General features: G+C 49.8%; 15 protein-coding genes. 11 read left to right on the forward strand and 4 right to left on the reverse strand.

All coding sequences use genetic code 11. The features are described 5' to 3' along the window. Nucleotides 1–13: 13 nt before the first annotated feature. Both BM181_RS02030 and uraA read right to left on the reverse strand, forming a co-directional pair. Complete coding sequence (locus tag BM181_RS02030; protein ID WP_075441950.1) at nt 14–892, reverse strand: RluA family pseudouridine synthase; 879 nt, start codon at nt 890–892, stop codon at nt 14–16. A 4-nt stretch (nt 893–896) separates the two neighbouring features. Next, nucleotides 897–2,150: a uracil permease gene (uraA, locus tag BM181_RS02035; RefSeq protein ID WP_075441952.1), complete on the reverse strand. Its 1,254-nt coding sequence runs from the start codon at nt 2,148–2,150 to the stop codon at nt 897–899. 336 nt (nt 2,151–2,486) lie between these two features. On the opposite strand from uraA, the gene BM181_RS02040 reads away from it, so the two are divergent. The 9 genes from BM181_RS02040 (at nt 2,487) to BM181_RS02080 (ending at nt 13,174) form a co-directional block, all read left to right on the forward strand. Beyond that, on the forward strand, nt 2,487–3,716 hold the full coding sequence (locus BM181_RS02040) for an aspartate kinase (RefSeq protein WP_075441954.1): 1,230 nt from the start codon (nt 2,487–2,489) through the stop codon (nt 3,714–3,716). A 264-nt stretch (nt 3,717–3,980) separates the two neighbouring features. Next, nucleotides 3,981–5,225, forward strand: a complete 1,245-nt coding sequence (locus BM181_RS02045; RefSeq protein ID WP_075441956.1) for an aminotransferase class I/II-fold pyridoxal phosphate-dependent enzyme — start codon at nt 3,981–3,983, stop codon at nt 5,223–5,225. Nucleotides 5,226–5,410: 185 nt separating this feature from the next. Next, on the forward strand, nt 5,411–6,037 hold the full coding sequence (locus tag BM181_RS02050; protein WP_075441958.1) for a DUF47 domain-containing protein: 627 nt from the start codon (nt 5,411–5,413) through the stop codon (nt 6,035–6,037). After that, a complete protein-coding gene (locus BM181_RS02055) occupies nt 6,030–7,028 on the forward strand; it encodes an inorganic phosphate transporter (protein WP_075441960.1) in 999 nt (332 codons plus the stop codon). Before BM181_RS02050 ends, BM181_RS02055 begins: the two co-directional genes overlap by 8 nt. Nucleotides 7,029–7,126: 98 nt before the next feature. Beyond that, nucleotides 7,127–8,758, forward strand: a complete 1,632-nt coding sequence (locus tag BM181_RS02060) for a nucleoside kinase (RefSeq protein WP_075441962.1) — start codon at nt 7,127–7,129, stop codon at nt 8,756–8,758. A 332-nt stretch (nt 8,759–9,090) separates the two neighbouring features. Then, nucleotides 9,091–10,440, forward strand: a complete 1,350-nt coding sequence (locus tag BM181_RS02065; protein WP_075441964.1) for an ATP-binding protein — start codon at nt 9,091–9,093, stop codon at nt 10,438–10,440. Nucleotides 10,441–10,723: 283 nt separating this feature from the next. Then, nucleotides 10,724–11,404, forward strand: a complete 681-nt coding sequence (locus BM181_RS02070; protein ID WP_256211248.1) for an HI0074 family nucleotidyltransferase substrate-binding subunit — start codon at nt 10,724–10,726, stop codon at nt 11,402–11,404. Between the two features lie 259 nt (nt 11,405–11,663). Beyond that, a complete protein-coding gene (tnpA, locus tag BM181_RS02075; RefSeq protein ID WP_075441968.1) occupies nt 11,664–12,059 on the forward strand; it encodes an IS200/IS605 family transposase in 396 nt (131 codons plus the stop codon). 5 nt (nt 12,060–12,064) lie between these two features. Beyond that, a complete protein-coding gene (locus BM181_RS02080) occupies nt 12,065–13,174 on the forward strand; it encodes an RNA-guided endonuclease TnpB family protein (protein ID WP_256211246.1) in 1,110 nt (369 codons plus the stop codon). Nucleotides 13,175–13,209: 35 nt separating this feature from the next. Here the strand turns inward: BM181_RS02080 and BM181_RS02085 are convergent, their stop codons facing one another. Then, entirely contained in the window at nt 13,210–13,773 is a 564-nt protein-coding gene (locus BM181_RS02085) for a helix-turn-helix domain-containing protein (RefSeq protein ID WP_075441970.1), read from the reverse strand. Between the two features lie 239 nt (nt 13,774–14,012). Between BM181_RS02085 and BM181_RS02090 the strand changes: the two genes are divergently transcribed. Further along, complete coding sequence (locus tag BM181_RS02090; protein ID WP_075441971.1) at nt 14,013–14,978, forward strand: helix-turn-helix transcriptional regulator; 966 nt, start codon at nt 14,013–14,015, stop codon at nt 14,976–14,978. A gap of 324 nt (nt 14,979–15,302) precedes the next feature. Next, nucleotides 15,303–15,584, forward strand: coding sequence for a YkgJ family cysteine cluster protein (locus BM181_RS02095; protein WP_075441973.1), 282 nt, complete (start codon nt 15,303–15,305; stop codon nt 15,582–15,584). Nucleotides 15,585–15,662: 78 nt separating this feature from the next. Here BM181_RS02095 and BM181_RS02100 read toward each other — a convergent pair. Then, nucleotides 15,663–15,956: IS3 family transposase (locus BM181_RS02100; RefSeq protein ID WP_143092083.1), on the reverse strand; the 294-nt coding region annotated here is incomplete at its 5' end.

The raw sequence follows: 15,956 nt of genomic DNA on the forward strand, positions 1-15,956 counted from the left end.
CCTTAGATATTGCTTATAAAGTCGAAACAATCCGTTGCATGTCGGCAGGCAGCGGTGCTTCGATGCAGATGGCCTGGCCGGTCATCGGATGCGTGAAGCTCAGCCGGCAGGCATGCAAGGCCTGCCTGTTTATGAGCTCGCGCGTGCCGCCGTAGAGGTCGTCGCCTAAAAGGGGATGGCCAAGATGGGCCATATGGACGCGGATCTGATGGGTGCGGCCCGTCTCAAGGGTCAGATGCACCAGGGAGCGCTCATGGTTCGTGCGGATGGTTTCGTAATGGGTGCGGGCAAACTGCCCGTCGGGAGCTACCTTGCGCAGGATGATGCTGGGCAGGGCGCGGGCAATCGGGGCGTCGACCGTACCTGCTGGCGGCGTGAGCTCGCCGGGGATCAGCGCCAGGTATTCGCGGTGGAACGTCTTGACGCCCTTGGGGGAGAGCTTGTACTGGATCTGCGGCTGCTTGGCAATCAGCACGAGGCCGCTCGTCTCGCGGTCGAGACGGTGCACGGGATGATAGGCGTGAGCCTCGCCCTGCTGCGCATAATGAAACAGGACGGCGTTGGCAAGGGTGCCGTGTGCTTCCTGCGTCGTCGGGTGGACGAGCTGGCCGGCGGGCTTGTTGATGACGAGCAGCCAGTCGTCTTCGTAGCGGATGTCCAGCGGCAGGTCTTCGGCCGTGATATTGCTGGGCCGCAGGATGTCGTAGGTCACGATGTCGCCAGTCTTGAGCTCTGTGCGCGCCGCGTTGACGAGTTCGCCGTTGACGCGGAAGGTGCCAGAGTGCTTGATGCGTTTCCAAATGGTATTGGATATGCCTTGGTTTTGCGCTAAAAAAGCCCTGGCGGGCATAGACGCCAGAGCTTCCGGAAGCGCCACTACGATGCGTGGCATATTCTTAGCTGAGCTTTTCGCCGCGCAGCGAGGCGATAAGGCGGAAAGCGATGGACAGGATGATGGCTACGACCGTTGCCAGGCTCATGCCCTTGAGGGCAATCGTGCCGATCGTGATGCTGGCCGTCGAGACGCCCAGGCCCAGGACGATGGAGGTCAGCATGAGGTTGATGGGCTTGTTGTAGTCAATCTTGCTCTCGACGAGCACGCGGATACCAGAAGCGGCGATGACGCCGAACAGCAGCATCGAGACACCGCCCATGACCGGCGTCGGGATGCTCTGGATGATGGCAGCCAGCTTGCCGAAGCAGGAGAGGACGATGGCGAAGACTGCAGCGCCGCCGATGACCCAGGTCGAGAAGACCTTGGAGATGGCGAGGACGCCGATGTTCTCGCCGTAGGTGGTGTTCGGCGTCGAGCCGAAGAAGCCCGAGATGATCGTCGAGATGCCGTTGCCGAGGATTGACCGGTCAAGTCCCGGGTCCTTCGTCAGGTCAGCGCCGACGATGTTGCCCGTGACAATCAGATGGCCGACATGCTCGGCGATGACCACAAGGGCTGCCGGCAGGATGATGCAGATGGCATCGAAATTGAAGACCGGCGTGTAGATGGTGGGCAGGGCGAACCACGGTGCCGTCTCGACGAGGGTCCAGTCGACCATGCCGCAGAGGGCGGCGATGATATAGCCGCCGACGACGCCTAAGAGAATCGGGATGATGGCAAGAAAGCCGCGGAAGGCGACGGAAGCGAAGACCGTGATGGCCAGGGTGGCGAGGGAGACGAAGATCGTCGTGCCGTCTGCCGGCTTGTCGCCGGTCAGGCCAGCCATGCCCGCAGCTGTCGGCATGAGCTCAAGGCCGATGACGGCAACGATGGCGCCCATGGCAGCTGGCGGGAAGATGATGTCAATCCACTTGGTGCCAACCGCGCGGACGAGCAGGCCGACGAGACAGAAGACGATGCCGACGGCGATGAAGCCGCCAAGCGCTGCCTCGTAGCTGTACTGGCCCAGTACCAGGAAGACCGGGGAGAGGAAGGCAAAGCTCGAGCCGAGGTAAGCCGGGATGCGGCCCTTGCAGAGCACGAGATAGAGGATGGTGCCGATACCGTTGAAGAGCAGCACCGTTGCCGGGTTGACCTTGAACAGGATCGGGACCAGCACCGTCGAGCCGAACATGGCAAACAGATGCTGCAGGGAAAGCGGGATAGTCTCGAGAAGCGGCAGCTTCTCGTCCACGCCGATGGAACGATTACGCAAGTGAAAACACTCCTTCTTTACTTATAAAACGAATTATGCCTAAAACAATCTATCATATTATGGGACGTATGTCCACTTTTTTGCTTACGGGTCAAAAGCGGGCAAGCAGGATGGTTGTTTAGCAGTTTGCAGGGGAAATTGCCTGAAATACAGCTTGATTGTAACGATGAATCCTAGGATTGTTTCTTGCAAGTGAACAGGTTTACACAAATTTGCGATTTTTGGTAGACATGTGATTTTTTTTCCTGTATAATATGTTTCGATTAAAAGATAAATAAAACAAGACCGTGGTTACTTTGTTAAGGATGACTGCGTGTTGTGTTTAGGGGGAGAATCATGGCACTTATTGTAAAGAAGTTCGGTGGCAGTTCTGTGGCTACCACGGAAAAGATCATGAATGTTGCCAAGAGAGTTCTCGGCGAGAAGCAGCCGGGAGATCAGATTGTCATGGTCGTATCGGCGATGGGCGATACGACGGATGACCTCATTGCTTTGGCAGAAGGCATCAACAAGAATCCGTATCAGTACACGCGTGAGATGGATATGCTGCTGACGACTGGCGAGCAGCAGTCGATTGCCCTGCTGGCGATGGCGTTCAAGACACTGGGCCATCCGGCTGTGTCGCTTACCGGCCCGATGGCCGGCATGAAGACGAACTCGGTGCATACGAAAGGCCGCATTGTGGATATCACGCCGGAGCGCGTGCATCAGGAGCTCGACAAGGGCAATATCGTGGTCGTTGCCGGTTTCCAGGGTGCCAATGAGCTCGGCGACCCGGTGACGCTGGGCCGCGGCGGTTCCGATACCTCGGCAGTTGCCTTGGCCGGTGCCTTGAAGGCGGATACCTGCGAGATCTTCACCGACGTCGATGGCGTCTACTCGGCTGACCCGCGCATCGTCAAAGGCGCCCGCAAGATGAAGGAAATCACCTACAACGAGATGCTGGAGATGGCACGCCTTGGTGCGGGCGTCATGCAGCCGCGTTCGGTGGAGATGGGCGAGTATTTCCATATCCCCATCCATGTCCGTTCGACATTCACGACTACGCCAGGCACAATCATTAGGGAGGATTATACGATGGAAGATAAAGATTTTGTTATCCGGGGCGTTGCCCATGACGAGAAGGTTGCCAAGATTGCCGTGCTCGGTATCCCGAATACGCCGGGCATCGCGCATGAGATTTTCTCGGCTTTGGCAGATGCCAACATCGATGTCGATATGATCGTCCAGAGCATCCGCAACATCGAGAAGAATGTCACGGACATGGTCTTCACGGTGGCTGCCAGTGATCTGGCTGAGGCCAAGAAGGTCGTCGATGGCGTAGCCGATAAGCTCAGTGCCGTCGCCGTTCTCATCGAGGAGGATGTCGCCAAGGTATCCATCGTCGGTGCTGGCATGCTCGGCAATCCGGGGACGGCTGCGCGCATGTTTGGTGCGCTCTCTCAGGCTGGCATCAACATCGATATCATCAGCACGTCGGAGATCAGCATTTCGTGTCTCGTCAAGGGCTCGCAGCTCAAAGAGGCGGTCAATGCGATCCATGATGAGTTCTTTCCGGTGAAATAAGGAATCTGTGCTCTGTGCATGCCAGCAGTCCCTGCTGGTATGGCAGAGCCTTTTTATGCCCGTTTTGACTTGTCAGATGACCAGTCAAGGTTTGACAAGTCAAGGGGGCGGGTAAAAATATTGTATACATACAGCTGTGCGGGTAGACAGGACAGCAAAGAACAGTTATTATAGTATTTGTACGAATTATAGTGCTTATTGCGAAAACAGCAGGGCAACTATGGTATGACGAAAGCTTTATGATTTGAAAGGGGAACTATTCCGATGACGACGAGTATGGCAGCTACTCATGCTGCAAGCAAGAGACTGAAAGATGCGATCTTTGGTGCCAGCGCAGCCTGCGCTGAGGCCGCGAAGAAACACGGCGCTGACAAGGTTACCAATGCTACGATGGGCGTCATGATGGATGATGAAGGGAAACTGGCCAGCATCCCGACGATGGAGCGCGTTTTCCGTTCCCTTTCGGTTGAGGATTATGTGCGCTATGCACCGATTCCGGGTCTGCCGGACTATCTCGAGGCAGTCATCGACCTGACCTTTGCGGACCAGAAGCCCGAGGGCTACACGGCAGCGATCGCCACGGCTGGCGGCACGGGTGCTATCCATCACGCCGTTGCCAACTATGCCGAGCGCGGCGACAAGGTGCTGACTTCGGACTGGTTCTGGGGCACCTACAACGTCATCTGCAACGAGTGCGGCTGCCAGCTCACCAACTACGCCCTGTTCGATGAGAACAACAACTTCAACATCGCTGCCTACACGGCCAAGGTCGATGAGATCATGAAGACCCAGGACAGCCTGCTGGTCATCATCAATACCCCGGCCCACAACCCGACGGGCTTCAGCCTGACCGAAGAGGATTGGGACAAGGTCCTTGACCTCACGAAGAAATATGCTGCTGAGGGCAAGAAGATGAGCATCCTCGTCGATATCGCCTACATCGATTATGCCGGCGAGAAAAACGAGACGCGCAAGTTCATGAAGAAATTCGGCAACCTGCCGGCCAATATCTTCGTCATGTTCGCGTTCTCGATGTCGAAGGGCTACACGGCCTATGGCCAGCGCACGGGCGCTCTCGTCGCCGTATCCTCCAGCGAGGAAGTCATCACGGAATTCAAGGAAATCAACAAGTACACGAGCCGTGCGACCTGGTCCAACATCAACCGCGGTGCCATGACGCTCCTGGCTAAGATTTCGGCCGACAAGGAGACGCTGGCGCAGTTCGAAAAGGAGCGCGACGAGTTCTACCAGATGATCCAGGAGCGCGGCATGCTGTTCATGAAGGAAGCCAAGGAGTGCGGACTCAATGCGCTGCCGTACAAAGGCGGTTTCTTCCTCTCCGTGCCGGCCAAGGATCCGCAGGCAGTCTGCGACAAGCTCCACGATGACCTGATCTTCGCTGTGCCGCTCAAGATGGGCGTCCGCATCGCTGCATGCTCGGTATCGGCAGCCAAGATGAAGGGCATTGCGGCCAAAGTCCTCAAGGCGCTCAAGGCCGTTGAAGGCTGATTGGCTGATAACAAAATGTTTTTAACGAAATAAAATATTTTCGAAAACCAATTCCTTCTATTAAGTGGAAGGAATTGGTTTTTTTGTGCGATAATAGTGAAATTATTAGTTGAATCGCAGGGGGAATGATGATATAGTTAGACATGTGTATGTGATATTTCGTTCGGGGGAGGACTCAGAACAGTATGTTTAAATTCAAAAAGAAAGACAGCGAATTCTTTGACCTGTTCGTCGAAAGTGCGAATTATTTTTACAAGGGCGCGCTCATGATGGATGAGGTCATGCTGGATTACAGCAAGGCGGTCGACAAGGTAAAGGAGATCAATGATCTGGAGCATGAGGCTGATAAGGTCAACGACAAGATTATCGATAAGCTCAACCTGACCTTCATCACGCCGATCGATCGCGAAGACATTTATGCACTGGCAAACGGCCTTGATGATGGCGTGGATTACCTTCAGGGAACCTTGCAGCGCATTGTGATGTATCGTACCGGCAAGGCCATGAGCGGTGCTGTCGCCATGACCAAGCTGCTGATTGAGGCGACGGAGCAGACGATTCGCGCGTTTACCTTGCTCAAGGATATCCGCAAGAATCAGGCTGAGATCCTCGACGCGACCCACAAAATCGCTCAGATCGAGAGCGAGGGCGACCGCGTTTACCGTCACGAGATAGCATACCTCTTTGACAAAGAAAAAGATCCGATCGAGCTCATCAAATGGAAAGATATCCTCGAAAAGCTCGAGGATACACTGGATCACTGTGAGAAAATGTCTGACATGATCCGGGGAGTGGTAATGAAATATGCATGAAGTACAGTGGCTTATTTTCACAGTTATAGCGCTGGCTTTGCTGTTTGATTTCATCAACGGTTTCCATGATACAGCCAACGCGATAGCGACCGCGGTTTCTACGCGGGCGCTGCATCCGAGCTATGCCATCATGATGGCGGCGGTACTGAACTTCCTTGGGGCCATGTACAGTACGGGTGTAGCGAAGACCATCGGTACCGATATCGTCAAATCCGCGCAGCATGTCGATGAACATATCATTGTTGCCGCGCTGGTCGGTGCGGTGCTTTGGAACATCATCACGTGGTATTTTGCTGTGCCGTCGAGCTCCTCGCATGCACTGGTTGGCGGTATTATCGGTGCCGTTCTCGTATCGGTTGGTACGGATGGACTGAATTTTGCTGGTATCGGCAAGATTATCCTGTCCCTGATCGGTTCACCGATTCTCGGTATCGTGTCGGGCTGCCTGGTGATGACGCTTTTGTTCCGGCTCTTTGGGCGGTTCAGCCCGTCGGCCATCAATCATCGCTTCAAGAAGATGCAGGTCTTATCGGCGGCCATGATGGCATTCTCGCATGGCTCCAACGATGCGCAGAAGTCGATGGGTATCATCACGCTGGCCTTGCTTTCGGGCGGCTATATTGATGTATTCGAAGTCCCGACCTATGTCAAGGTCCTGGCGGCGACGGCAATGGCCTGTGGTACGGCAGTTGGCGGCTGGCGCATCATCAAGACGATTGGCGGCAAGATTTTCAAGCTCGAGCCGATTTCGGGCTTTGCGGCGGACCTCAACTCGTCGACGGTCATCTTTACGGCAACGCTTCTGCATCTGCCGGTCAGCACGACGCATGTCGTATCGGGCTCGATCATGGGTGTCGGCACGGCCAAGCGCGTCAATGCCGTCCGCTGGGGCGTCGCCCAGCAGATGGTCATGGCCTGGGTCCTCACGATTCCGTGCACGGCTATGATGGGCGCTGTTGCTTATCTGGGCGTCTGTGCCATCTTTAAATGATAGAATTTTATCAGTCGTAGTGTTACAATGATAGTAACACTACGGCTTTTTTTTACCAATGATTCCAGCTGTTTGCCCGCAAGATGGGAGGGATGGAGATGCGAGTAGTTCCAGGACTTACGCTTATCGAAATGGCCAGGCAGGCACAACCAGATTTTTCGAGCCGCATCGTAGCAGCGAAGCTCGATGGCGAAATCCATGATTTGCAGAACGACATCACCGGGGTGCGCGATGTGGAGTTCATCGTGCTTGACAGCAAGACGGGCTGGCAGGTCTATCAGCGCAGCGTCTTGTTCCTGCTGATTACGGCGGTGCATGAGCTCTATCCGCAGGCGGAGGTCGTCACGCAGTTTACGGCAAATAAAGGACTTTTCTGCGAGGTGCGCCAGCTGGCCGAGGATTTGCGCACAGGCACCTATGTACAGCAAATCGAGCAGAAAATGCGCGCAATCGTGGCTGAGAACCGGCCCATCCGCAAGGAGTTCCTGCGACGTGAAGAGGCGGTGCAGCTATTTAGGGCTGTGCATCAAGAGGAAAAAGCTGCACTGATTGCAACGCTTGCGCGGCCGGTGGTCAGCTTGTACCGCTGCGGCAGTTTTTACGATTACCTATATGGCCCGATGCTGGCTGCGACAGGGGAGCTTGGAAAGTTCGCGCTCGACTTCGAGCCGCCAGGCATCCTGCTGCGGCTGCCGGATGAAGAGACGGCGGGCAAGATCCGTGAGCGGGTGCCCCAGCCAAAACTCAGCCAGATTCTCTCTGAGGCCAAAAGCTGGGCCAAGATCCTGCACTGCAATTATGTCATGGACCTCAACCGGGCCAATCGCGACGGGCAGATTGGCGAGGTCATCCGCGTTTCCGAGGCGCTGCAGGAAAAACGCATTGCTGAAATTGCCGACTACATCGCCCAGCATCGCGGCGGGGCGCGCCTCGTGCTGATTGCCGGACCGTCTTCGTCGGGCAAGACATCGTTTGCGCAGCGGCTGCGCATCCAGCTGCGGGTAAACGGGCTTGAGCCGGTGTCGATATCGATCGATGATTATTTCCGGGCCCGTGAGGAAGCCCCGCGCAACGAAAAGGGAGAGTACGATTTCGAGTGCCTGGAGGCGCTCGATACAGAGCTCTTCAATCAGCATATGGTCGACCTGCTGGCCGGCAAGTCCGTGCAGCTGCCGCGCTATAATTTCCTGACGGGCCTGCGGGAATGGCCGCAGCAGCCGCCGCTGCAGGTGACGCCCGACCAGCCCATCATCATCGAGGGCATCCACGGACTCAACGAAAAACTCAGCGCCGCTGTCCCGCGGTCACAGAAATACAAGATTTACATCAGCGCCCTGACCCAGCTCAACATCGACGCCCATAACCGCATCCCGACAACCGATGCCCGCCTCCTGCGCCGCCTGGTCCGCGACTATCAGACGCGCGGCGCCTATGCCTTAAAGACCCTCAAGCAATGGCCCAGCGTGCGGGCCGGAGAGGAAAAGAACATCTTCCCATACCAGGAAGAAGCCGACGTCATGTTCAACTCGGCACTCATCTACGAACTCGGCGTGCTAAAGAAATACGCCGAGCCGCTCTTAGAAACGATATCGCCCGCCGTACCCGAATACGCCGAAGCCCGCCGGCTGCTCGACTTCTGCGCGTATTTTGACGACATCAAAGCCGAAGACGAAATCCCCAACAACTCCCTGCTGCGCGAATTCATCGGAAAGTCGGTGTTCTTTAAGTGAAAGAATAAAAATATCTTCAAGGAAAAAGAATTGGTCGAGGAAGTGGTGGTTGCAAAAATTGCAATACCCACACAGCATGAAACTTTTTATCTTAGGGCGGCATACAGAGGAGTGGGGATTTCTGCTTTAAAAACAGACGTTTCCACTCCTTTTTGTGTATGGTTTGCGACTGCGAGGAAGCTAATGAAAGAATACTATCTAAAAAAGATGAAATCGGCTTGTAGGCTAAAATTGTGATATAATGTATGTGATAACCGTTATTTTTGTGATAGTTGACCTGTAACTGTTCATAAAAATGTGATACACAGACATATGTTATGGAGAATTTTGTGATGGATAGATTGAGAAGAAAAATAGATGACCGATTAGTGCAGTGGTCTAAAGAGTCTGATCGGCTGCCCTTGATTGTTAAGGGCGCGCGTCAGATTGGTAAGACGGAAGCAATCAAAAATTTTGCGGCAGCAAATTATGAGAATGTGATTGAGATAAATTTTGTTTTACAGAAGGAGTATCGGACTATCTTTGCGGATGGTTACGAGGTGGACAAGATTCTCCAGAATATTACATTTTTGAATCCCTCTTTGCAGGTAGAGGCTGGCACAACCCTTATTTTTTTTGATGAGCTTCAAGCTTGTCCTGCTTGTGCGACTTGTCTCAAGTCGTTTAAGCTGGATGGAAGATATGATGTTATTTGTTCGGGATCGCTCATGGGGATCAGTTATCGGGAGATCGAATCCAATAGTGTGGGTTACAAGGAAGATATTACGATGTATCCACTAGATTTCGAAGAATATTTATGGGCAAAAGGGTATAAACAGGAACAGATTGATGTTTTATATCAGCATATGGTGGCGCTGAGTCCGTTATCTAGCGCTGCGATGACTGCGTTGCGTGACGCTTTTCGGGAATATCTGGTTCTTGGAGGGATGCCGGCGGTGGTCTGGTCGTTTATACAGAAAGGAAACTATAGTGGCGTGTTGAATCTTCAGAAACAACTGCTTTTGGATTATGAAGAAGATATCACAAAGTATGCGCAGGGGCTTGATCAGACAAAAATCCTGAATGTTTATCGTAAAATACCAGTATTTTTGGGCAAAGACAACAAAAAATTCCAAATTTCCAAGGTGGCTCATGGTGCGCGGAGCCGGGAATATGTTGGGGTAACTGATTGGCTGAATAATGCAGGTATTGTAAATATCTGTTATTGCCTGGAGCATCCGGAACTGCCGCTGAAAGGCAATTATGATCCAGATAATTATCGGATTTACTATGGGGATACGGGACTTCTGATTGCTGCATTGGACGATGAGGCACAGGAAGACCTACGTCAGAACAAGAATTTTGGCGTGTACAAAGGTGCGCTGTTCGAGAATGTGGTGGCTCAGATGCTTGTTGCGCAAGGTTATGGCCTGTATTTTTTCCGTAATCGGGCAGCAACACTGGAGATGGATTTCTTTATTCGCGATGCCGATTCGCTGATTCCAGTAGAAGTCAAGGCCAAGAATGGGGCAACAAAATCGTTGAATGCTCTGATTGCCCAAGAAGACTACCCGGATATCCGGCGGGGAATCAAGCTGGGAGATACGAATATTGGCAGTAATGAACGATTTGTAACATTTCCTTATGCACTTACCTTCTTGCTAAGGCGATGGATTATGCAACAAATAAAAGATAAGAATTAAAAAAGACATATTCTTTGCCCCTGTCAGGCGTTACCGACAGGGCTTTTGCACCAAGAAGCAGGTCAACCATTGCCTTGCTGACTGCCTGAGCATTTTTCTTGTCAGCCTTGCCGCACATAAGGTATGTAGTGGTCAAGCATTTTTCTTTTTGGGGGCTGGCCGGTCATTTTGACTGGTCAGCCCTTTGTTTTTCGTGATATACTAAAAAGAAAAGCGCGGATTAGATAGGGGGGTAAGGCATATTTATACGATAGAGAATAGATATTGGTGGAGTATTTTTGCCATACTTCGTAATTTTTCCGATAGCATAGAATGGGTTAAGTTGTTTGGCTCGAGAGCTCGGGGTGATGCTAGGTTAGCGTCTGATATTGACCTGGCGGTGTCCGGTGAAGCGGAGGCTATCGTCAGATTAGCAATTGCCTTGGAAGATAGTCAGTTGCCTTACACTTTCGACGTTATTGACTACAGGCGGCAATCGAATGAGAAATTGAAGCAAGCTATAGACGTCGATGGAAAACTGATCTTTAACAATTCGGGAGGGGCAACTGTTATGACGAAATTGCAAATAGAAATGAAGCAGGCGGATTATCATCGTGCACTGGAGAGATTGCAGTCTGCTTTGCAAAAAGAGCCCGATGCGGATGATATGTATCTTGATGCTACGATTCAGCGCTTTGAGTTTTGTTTTGAGTTAGCTTGGAAGTTGATGAAATGTGTTCTTGACTATGAGGGAATCGAAGTCAGTAGTCCGCGCTCTAGCATCCGTGAGGGCTGGAAGCAGGGAATGATAGCTGATGCGGAAACCTGGCTGGATATGCAGGAAAAGCGGAATTTATCGACGCATCCCTATAATCAGTCCACAGCGTTGGCGGTATATCGGTTGATAAACGAAAAGTATATAGACTTACTGCTGGCCTGGGATAAGGAGGTTCAGCGAAGATTGGAATCTGACATGTCAATTTGACAAGTCAAATGTCAACCGCCTCGCCGATTCGCTGATTCCAGTAGAAGGCATGGCCAAGAATGGAGCAACTAAATCATTAAATGTTTTGATTGATCAAGAAGACAATCCAGTTTAACCTAACCCGCGAGAAGTCCTCCACCTATTAGGTGGGGGATGAAGGCGGGTATGGCGAATTTACGTAAGTAATTGAGCCATACAATTGCTTTTTGTCTTATTGGGGAGTATAATCAGTCGTAAAAGAGAAAGGACTTATTATACTATGGAATTAGACAACAATAACCATTCAGTGTTCTTACTCTATTATCATCTGGTTTTGGTAGTGAAGTATCGTCGCAAGGTATTCTCTGACCGAATGAGCCAATATGCTAAAGATATTTTTGTTCGCATTGGCTCATCATACAACATTACGTTGGAGGAATGGAATCACGACCAAGACCATGTGCATATCATGTTCCGTGCTCATCCTAATACAGAGCTGTCGAAATTCATCAATGCTTATAAAAGTGCCAGCTCTAGGCTAATCAAAAAAGATTTTCCAGAGGTTAGGCGCAAGCTGTGGAAAGAAATGTTTTGGTCGAGAAGTTATTGCCTGTTGACAACAGGCGGTGCTCCTATTGAGACAATTAGGAAATACATAGAAAATCAAGGCAGGTGATTATAGTGAATAAGGCATACCGATACAGACTCTACCCAACAACTGAACAAAAAATTATGTTTGCTAAGACTTTCGGCTGTGCCAGATTCATCTATAACAAGATGCTTGGTGACCGCCTTGACTACTACAAAGAGACAGGCAAGAAGCTGAACAACACTCCCGCACAATACAAATCTGAATTTCCTTGGCTAAAGGAAGTAGACAGCCTGGCTCTTGCAAATGCTCAGCTAAACCTGAATAAGGCTTACAACAACTTTTGGAATAATCGCAGACACTTTGGAAAACCACGCTTCAAGTCTAAGAAAACGGGGCATTGTTCGTACTCTACGAACAATCAGAAAGGCTCTGTCCGATTAGATGGTAATAAGGTAAAACTGCCGAAAGTTGGTTGGGTAAAATTATGCCTGCATCGCCCGCTGATGGAAAATAGCACTATTAAGACTGTAACCATAAGCAGGACACCAACAGGAAAATACTACATCAGTATTCTTGTAGAGTATGAAAACCAAATACTCCCCATAATACCGAAGAACTTTCTTGGGCTGGACTTTGCTATGCACGGTTTGTATGTTGCTTCCGATGAGGATGATGCGGACTATCCAAATTTCTTGAAGAATGCCGAGAAAAGATTAGCCAAGGCACAAAGAAAACTTTCTAAGCGGCAAGAGGGAAGTCATAACAGAGACAAACAAAGGTTGCGTGTAGCTAAGTTACATGAAAAAATTGCCAACCAACGCCACGACTTCCTTCACAAAAAAGCCCGCTACTTGGTAGACCACTATGATGCCATAGGCATAGAAGATATTAGTGTCAAAGCTATGGCGAACCATAAGAAAGGCGGAAAATTCAGCTTTGGTAAATCCGTAGCCGATAATGGCTGGAACATGTTCACAAATATACTGGAGTACAAGCTTGCATGGCAGGGCAAACAACTTATAAAGATAGACAAGTGGTATCCAAGCAGTCAATTATGCCATATTTGTGGCTACCAAAATGACGAAACTAAAAACTTGTCTGTAAGAGAATGGGATTGTCTCGCTTGTGGTAGTCATCATAACCGCGATAAAAACGCTGCAATAAATATTCGAGAAGAAGCTAGACGAATATCTGTCTAACTAATCTCGTAAAATACCGTGGGTCGCACGGGAATCTACGCCTGTGGAGAGAGTGTAAGTCGCTGCAACTCTTCGGAGTCAGTGGTGCTGTTCTCGTGGAAGCAGGAAGCTCCCGCCTCTATAGGCGGGGGTACGTTCACGCGCTGGATTATGTAGCAATGAACGGAAAGAAATAAAATAAAAAAAGCTTCATGCTGATTGGCAAGAACTGTCATTCGCATGAAGCTTTTTGTTATTCTTTTTTTTGATAGAGCTACGATGGCATCGATGATATCCTTCGATTTCTCATCTAATCGTGGGTACTCGGCAATCAGAGAATCCAGACGGCTGTCATTGGATGTCTCTTGAACATTGGCTATATGTATGTAATCTGTGTTCAGTGCCTTTGAGGTGGTGATATAGGCGTTGGAAATGAAGAAAGCAATGTCAGTGGCGAGGGCTGTGGCCAAATGCTGCAAATCTTCAGCGGCAATGCCGGTGGTATAGCCGCGTTCCCAATTGGAAATCACCTGCGAAGATTTATGGATGCGTTGCCCCAGCTCTGTTTGTGTCAGCCCCAGCTCTTTTCGTCGTGCTTTGATTCTGCTACCAATGGACATGTTTTGTATCACCTCTACAGGCTATTATACAGAATATCTAATGCAATAAGTTAAAATTAACGAAATAATAGAAAACAAAAATAAAATAGCGAATTCCGTTATAAAGTGATATAATATAGAAAAATATCATGTCACTTTGACATAGCGTTAGAGAAAATGAGAGCTGGTAAAACGACATGGGGTGTCGCAGCGATATTATATGATTAAGGTAAGCTAATAGAGAAGGGCGGTGTGAGCGAGTGAAGCCGACGCTTAGGATTGTCCATCTGTTTTGCCGGCTGCTGCAACGGGAGCGGCTGAATCGTGAAAATGTTATCGAGGAGTACAAGATCAACAGCCGTACCTTTGACCGCGATATCAGCGATATCCGCTATGTCCTGTCGGAGCTGCATGAATGCGACGAACTTATTTATGACCGCAACGACAAATGTTACTATCTGTCCAGAGGCGGCCGGCATGATTTTACTGGCAGGGATGTAATGGCTCTTCTGAAAGTGTTATTGGGAAGCCGTGCTTTATGCCGTGATGAGATGATGGGGATGGTAGATGCCATTCGCGCATTGCTGCCATATGAGGATAGGAAAGCCCTTTACTATGCAATAGAGGATGAACTTAAACATTATATTGAGCCAATACATGGCAAATCCATACTGGAACTGCAGTGGAAAATCAATAAGTCCATCATAAATAGACAGAAAATACGGATTGTTTACACAAAGACGGGTGGAAAGCGAATCAAGCGGGATGTATTGCCTGTGAATATCGTATTTGCAGAGTTCTATTTTTATCTGGTAGCGTTCCGTGATGAATCCGAGTATGAGTATCCGGCATTTTTCCGCCTGGATCGCATCGAATCCGTCAAGGTACTAGGCAAGGTGGGAGAAAATCCGCTGTATACGAACTTCCGGTATAGCGATATGCGCCCAGCCGTGCAATTCATGTATGCAGGAGAGCTCTTTGAAATCAAGCTGCGATGCCGAAAATCGGCATTGGAAGCTGTGTTGGATAGAGTGCCGAAGTATGAAATCATACGGGAAAAAGAGGACAGCGTCCTGGTAACAGTGACGGCATTTGGCGAAGGTTTTATCCGCTGGGCAGCCATGCAGGGCGAGAATGTAGAAATCCTTGCCCCGCAGGAACTGAGAGAGCGGATGGGACAGTGGTTCGCGAAAGCGGCGGAAGTGTATAGGCAGGATGTAAAATGAAATTTAAGTTGTAAGTTTACATAATAAAATTACTGAATATTTAAAATGATTAAGCAAAATATTGCCATGGATATAAGATGTCTTGATGATCATTTGATAGAAAATTGGCGATGTATTGCGAAAAAAGAAATGGGGGATAAAAATGGTAGCAAAAAGGATTGAGTACATGTGCAGCCAGTGTGGCAAGAAGGAAATACGGTTCGTGTCTATGGGGAAACCGCAGCCAGGTAAGTGTCCTAGAAAGGGAAACGGAAAGCCGCATTCATGGACGGTGAATCGAAAATTTGATACATAGTTGCGTTATTCTATGAGGAGTGTATTGATGTGGGGAAGTTTCCTTGCCAAAAATGTGGTGAATGTTGTAAACATATAGGAGCATCCCCATTTGCTAAGGATTTGGCCTTGCCTAGTGGTATTTGCAAGTTCTTAGATTTAGAAACGAATCTTTGTCGACAATATTCGCATCGGCCGATTTTTTGTAATGTTGATAGATTTTATGATGTATTTTTGAGTGATTATTTAAGCAGAGACGAATATTACAAACAAAACAAGGAAGTTTGCAATTTACTGGGAAAAGCGAAAGGGATTGAGCAAAATGAAAAATGAAGTCCTTTCCATGGTATGTAGTGACCCCATAAAGTTAGACCTTACCGGTAGTAGCAATTATTTGCTGCTACCGGTTTTTTATGCTGCGGCATGACGTAAACGGTAATCTACTGGGCTGAGCCACCCCAGCTTAGCTTTGATTCTGTGCTTATTGTAGTATGTGATGTAATGCCGTATAGCTCGTTCAAGTTCTTCGAAGCTGTGATAGGTATGCCCATAATAGATTTCCTGTTTTAGCAGGCCAAAGAAATTTTCCATCACGCTATTATCCAGACAGGTGCCTTTGCGAGACATACTTTGAAAAATTCGTTCTTCCTTTAATCGGCCTACATAGCTGCCCATTTGGTAAGCCCATCCCTGGTCGGAATGGAA

The organism is Pseudoselenomonas ruminantium, from assembly GCF_900113715.1.
GTDB lineage: Bacteria > Bacillota > Negativicutes > Selenomonadales > Selenomonadaceae > Selenomonas_A > Selenomonas_A caprae.

What these genes read in the sequence shown, in the direction of transcription:
- BM181_RS02030 (WP_075441950.1), bottom strand. Translation starts at nt 892, where the DNA reads ATGCCACGCATCGTAGTGGCGCTTCCGGAAGCTCTGGCGTCTATGCCC.
- BM181_RS02040 (WP_075441954.1), top strand. Translation starts at nt 2,487, where the DNA reads ATGGCACTTATTGTAAAGAAGTTCGGTGGCAGTTCTGTGGCTACCACG.
- BM181_RS02045 (WP_075441956.1), top strand. Translation starts at nt 3,981, where the DNA reads ATGACGACGAGTATGGCAGCTACTCATGCTGCAAGCAAGAGACTGAAA.
- BM181_RS02050 (WP_075441958.1), top strand. Translation starts at nt 5,411, where the DNA reads ATGTTTAAATTCAAAAAGAAAGACAGCGAATTCTTTGACCTGTTCGTC.
- BM181_RS02055 (WP_075441960.1), top strand. Translation starts at nt 6,030, where the DNA reads ATGCATGAAGTACAGTGGCTTATTTTCACAGTTATAGCGCTGGCTTTG.
- BM181_RS02060 (WP_075441962.1), top strand. Translation starts at nt 7,127, where the DNA reads ATGCGAGTAGTTCCAGGACTTACGCTTATCGAAATGGCCAGGCAGGCA.
- BM181_RS02065 (WP_075441964.1), top strand. Translation starts at nt 9,091, where the DNA reads ATGGATAGATTGAGAAGAAAAATAGATGACCGATTAGTGCAGTGGTCT.
- tnpA (WP_075441968.1), top strand. Translation starts at nt 11,664, where the DNA reads ATGGAATTAGACAACAATAACCATTCAGTGTTCTTACTCTATTATCAT.
- BM181_RS02085 (WP_075441970.1), bottom strand. Translation starts at nt 13,773, where the DNA reads ATGTCCATTGGTAGCAGAATCAAAGCACGACGAAAAGAGCTGGGGCTG.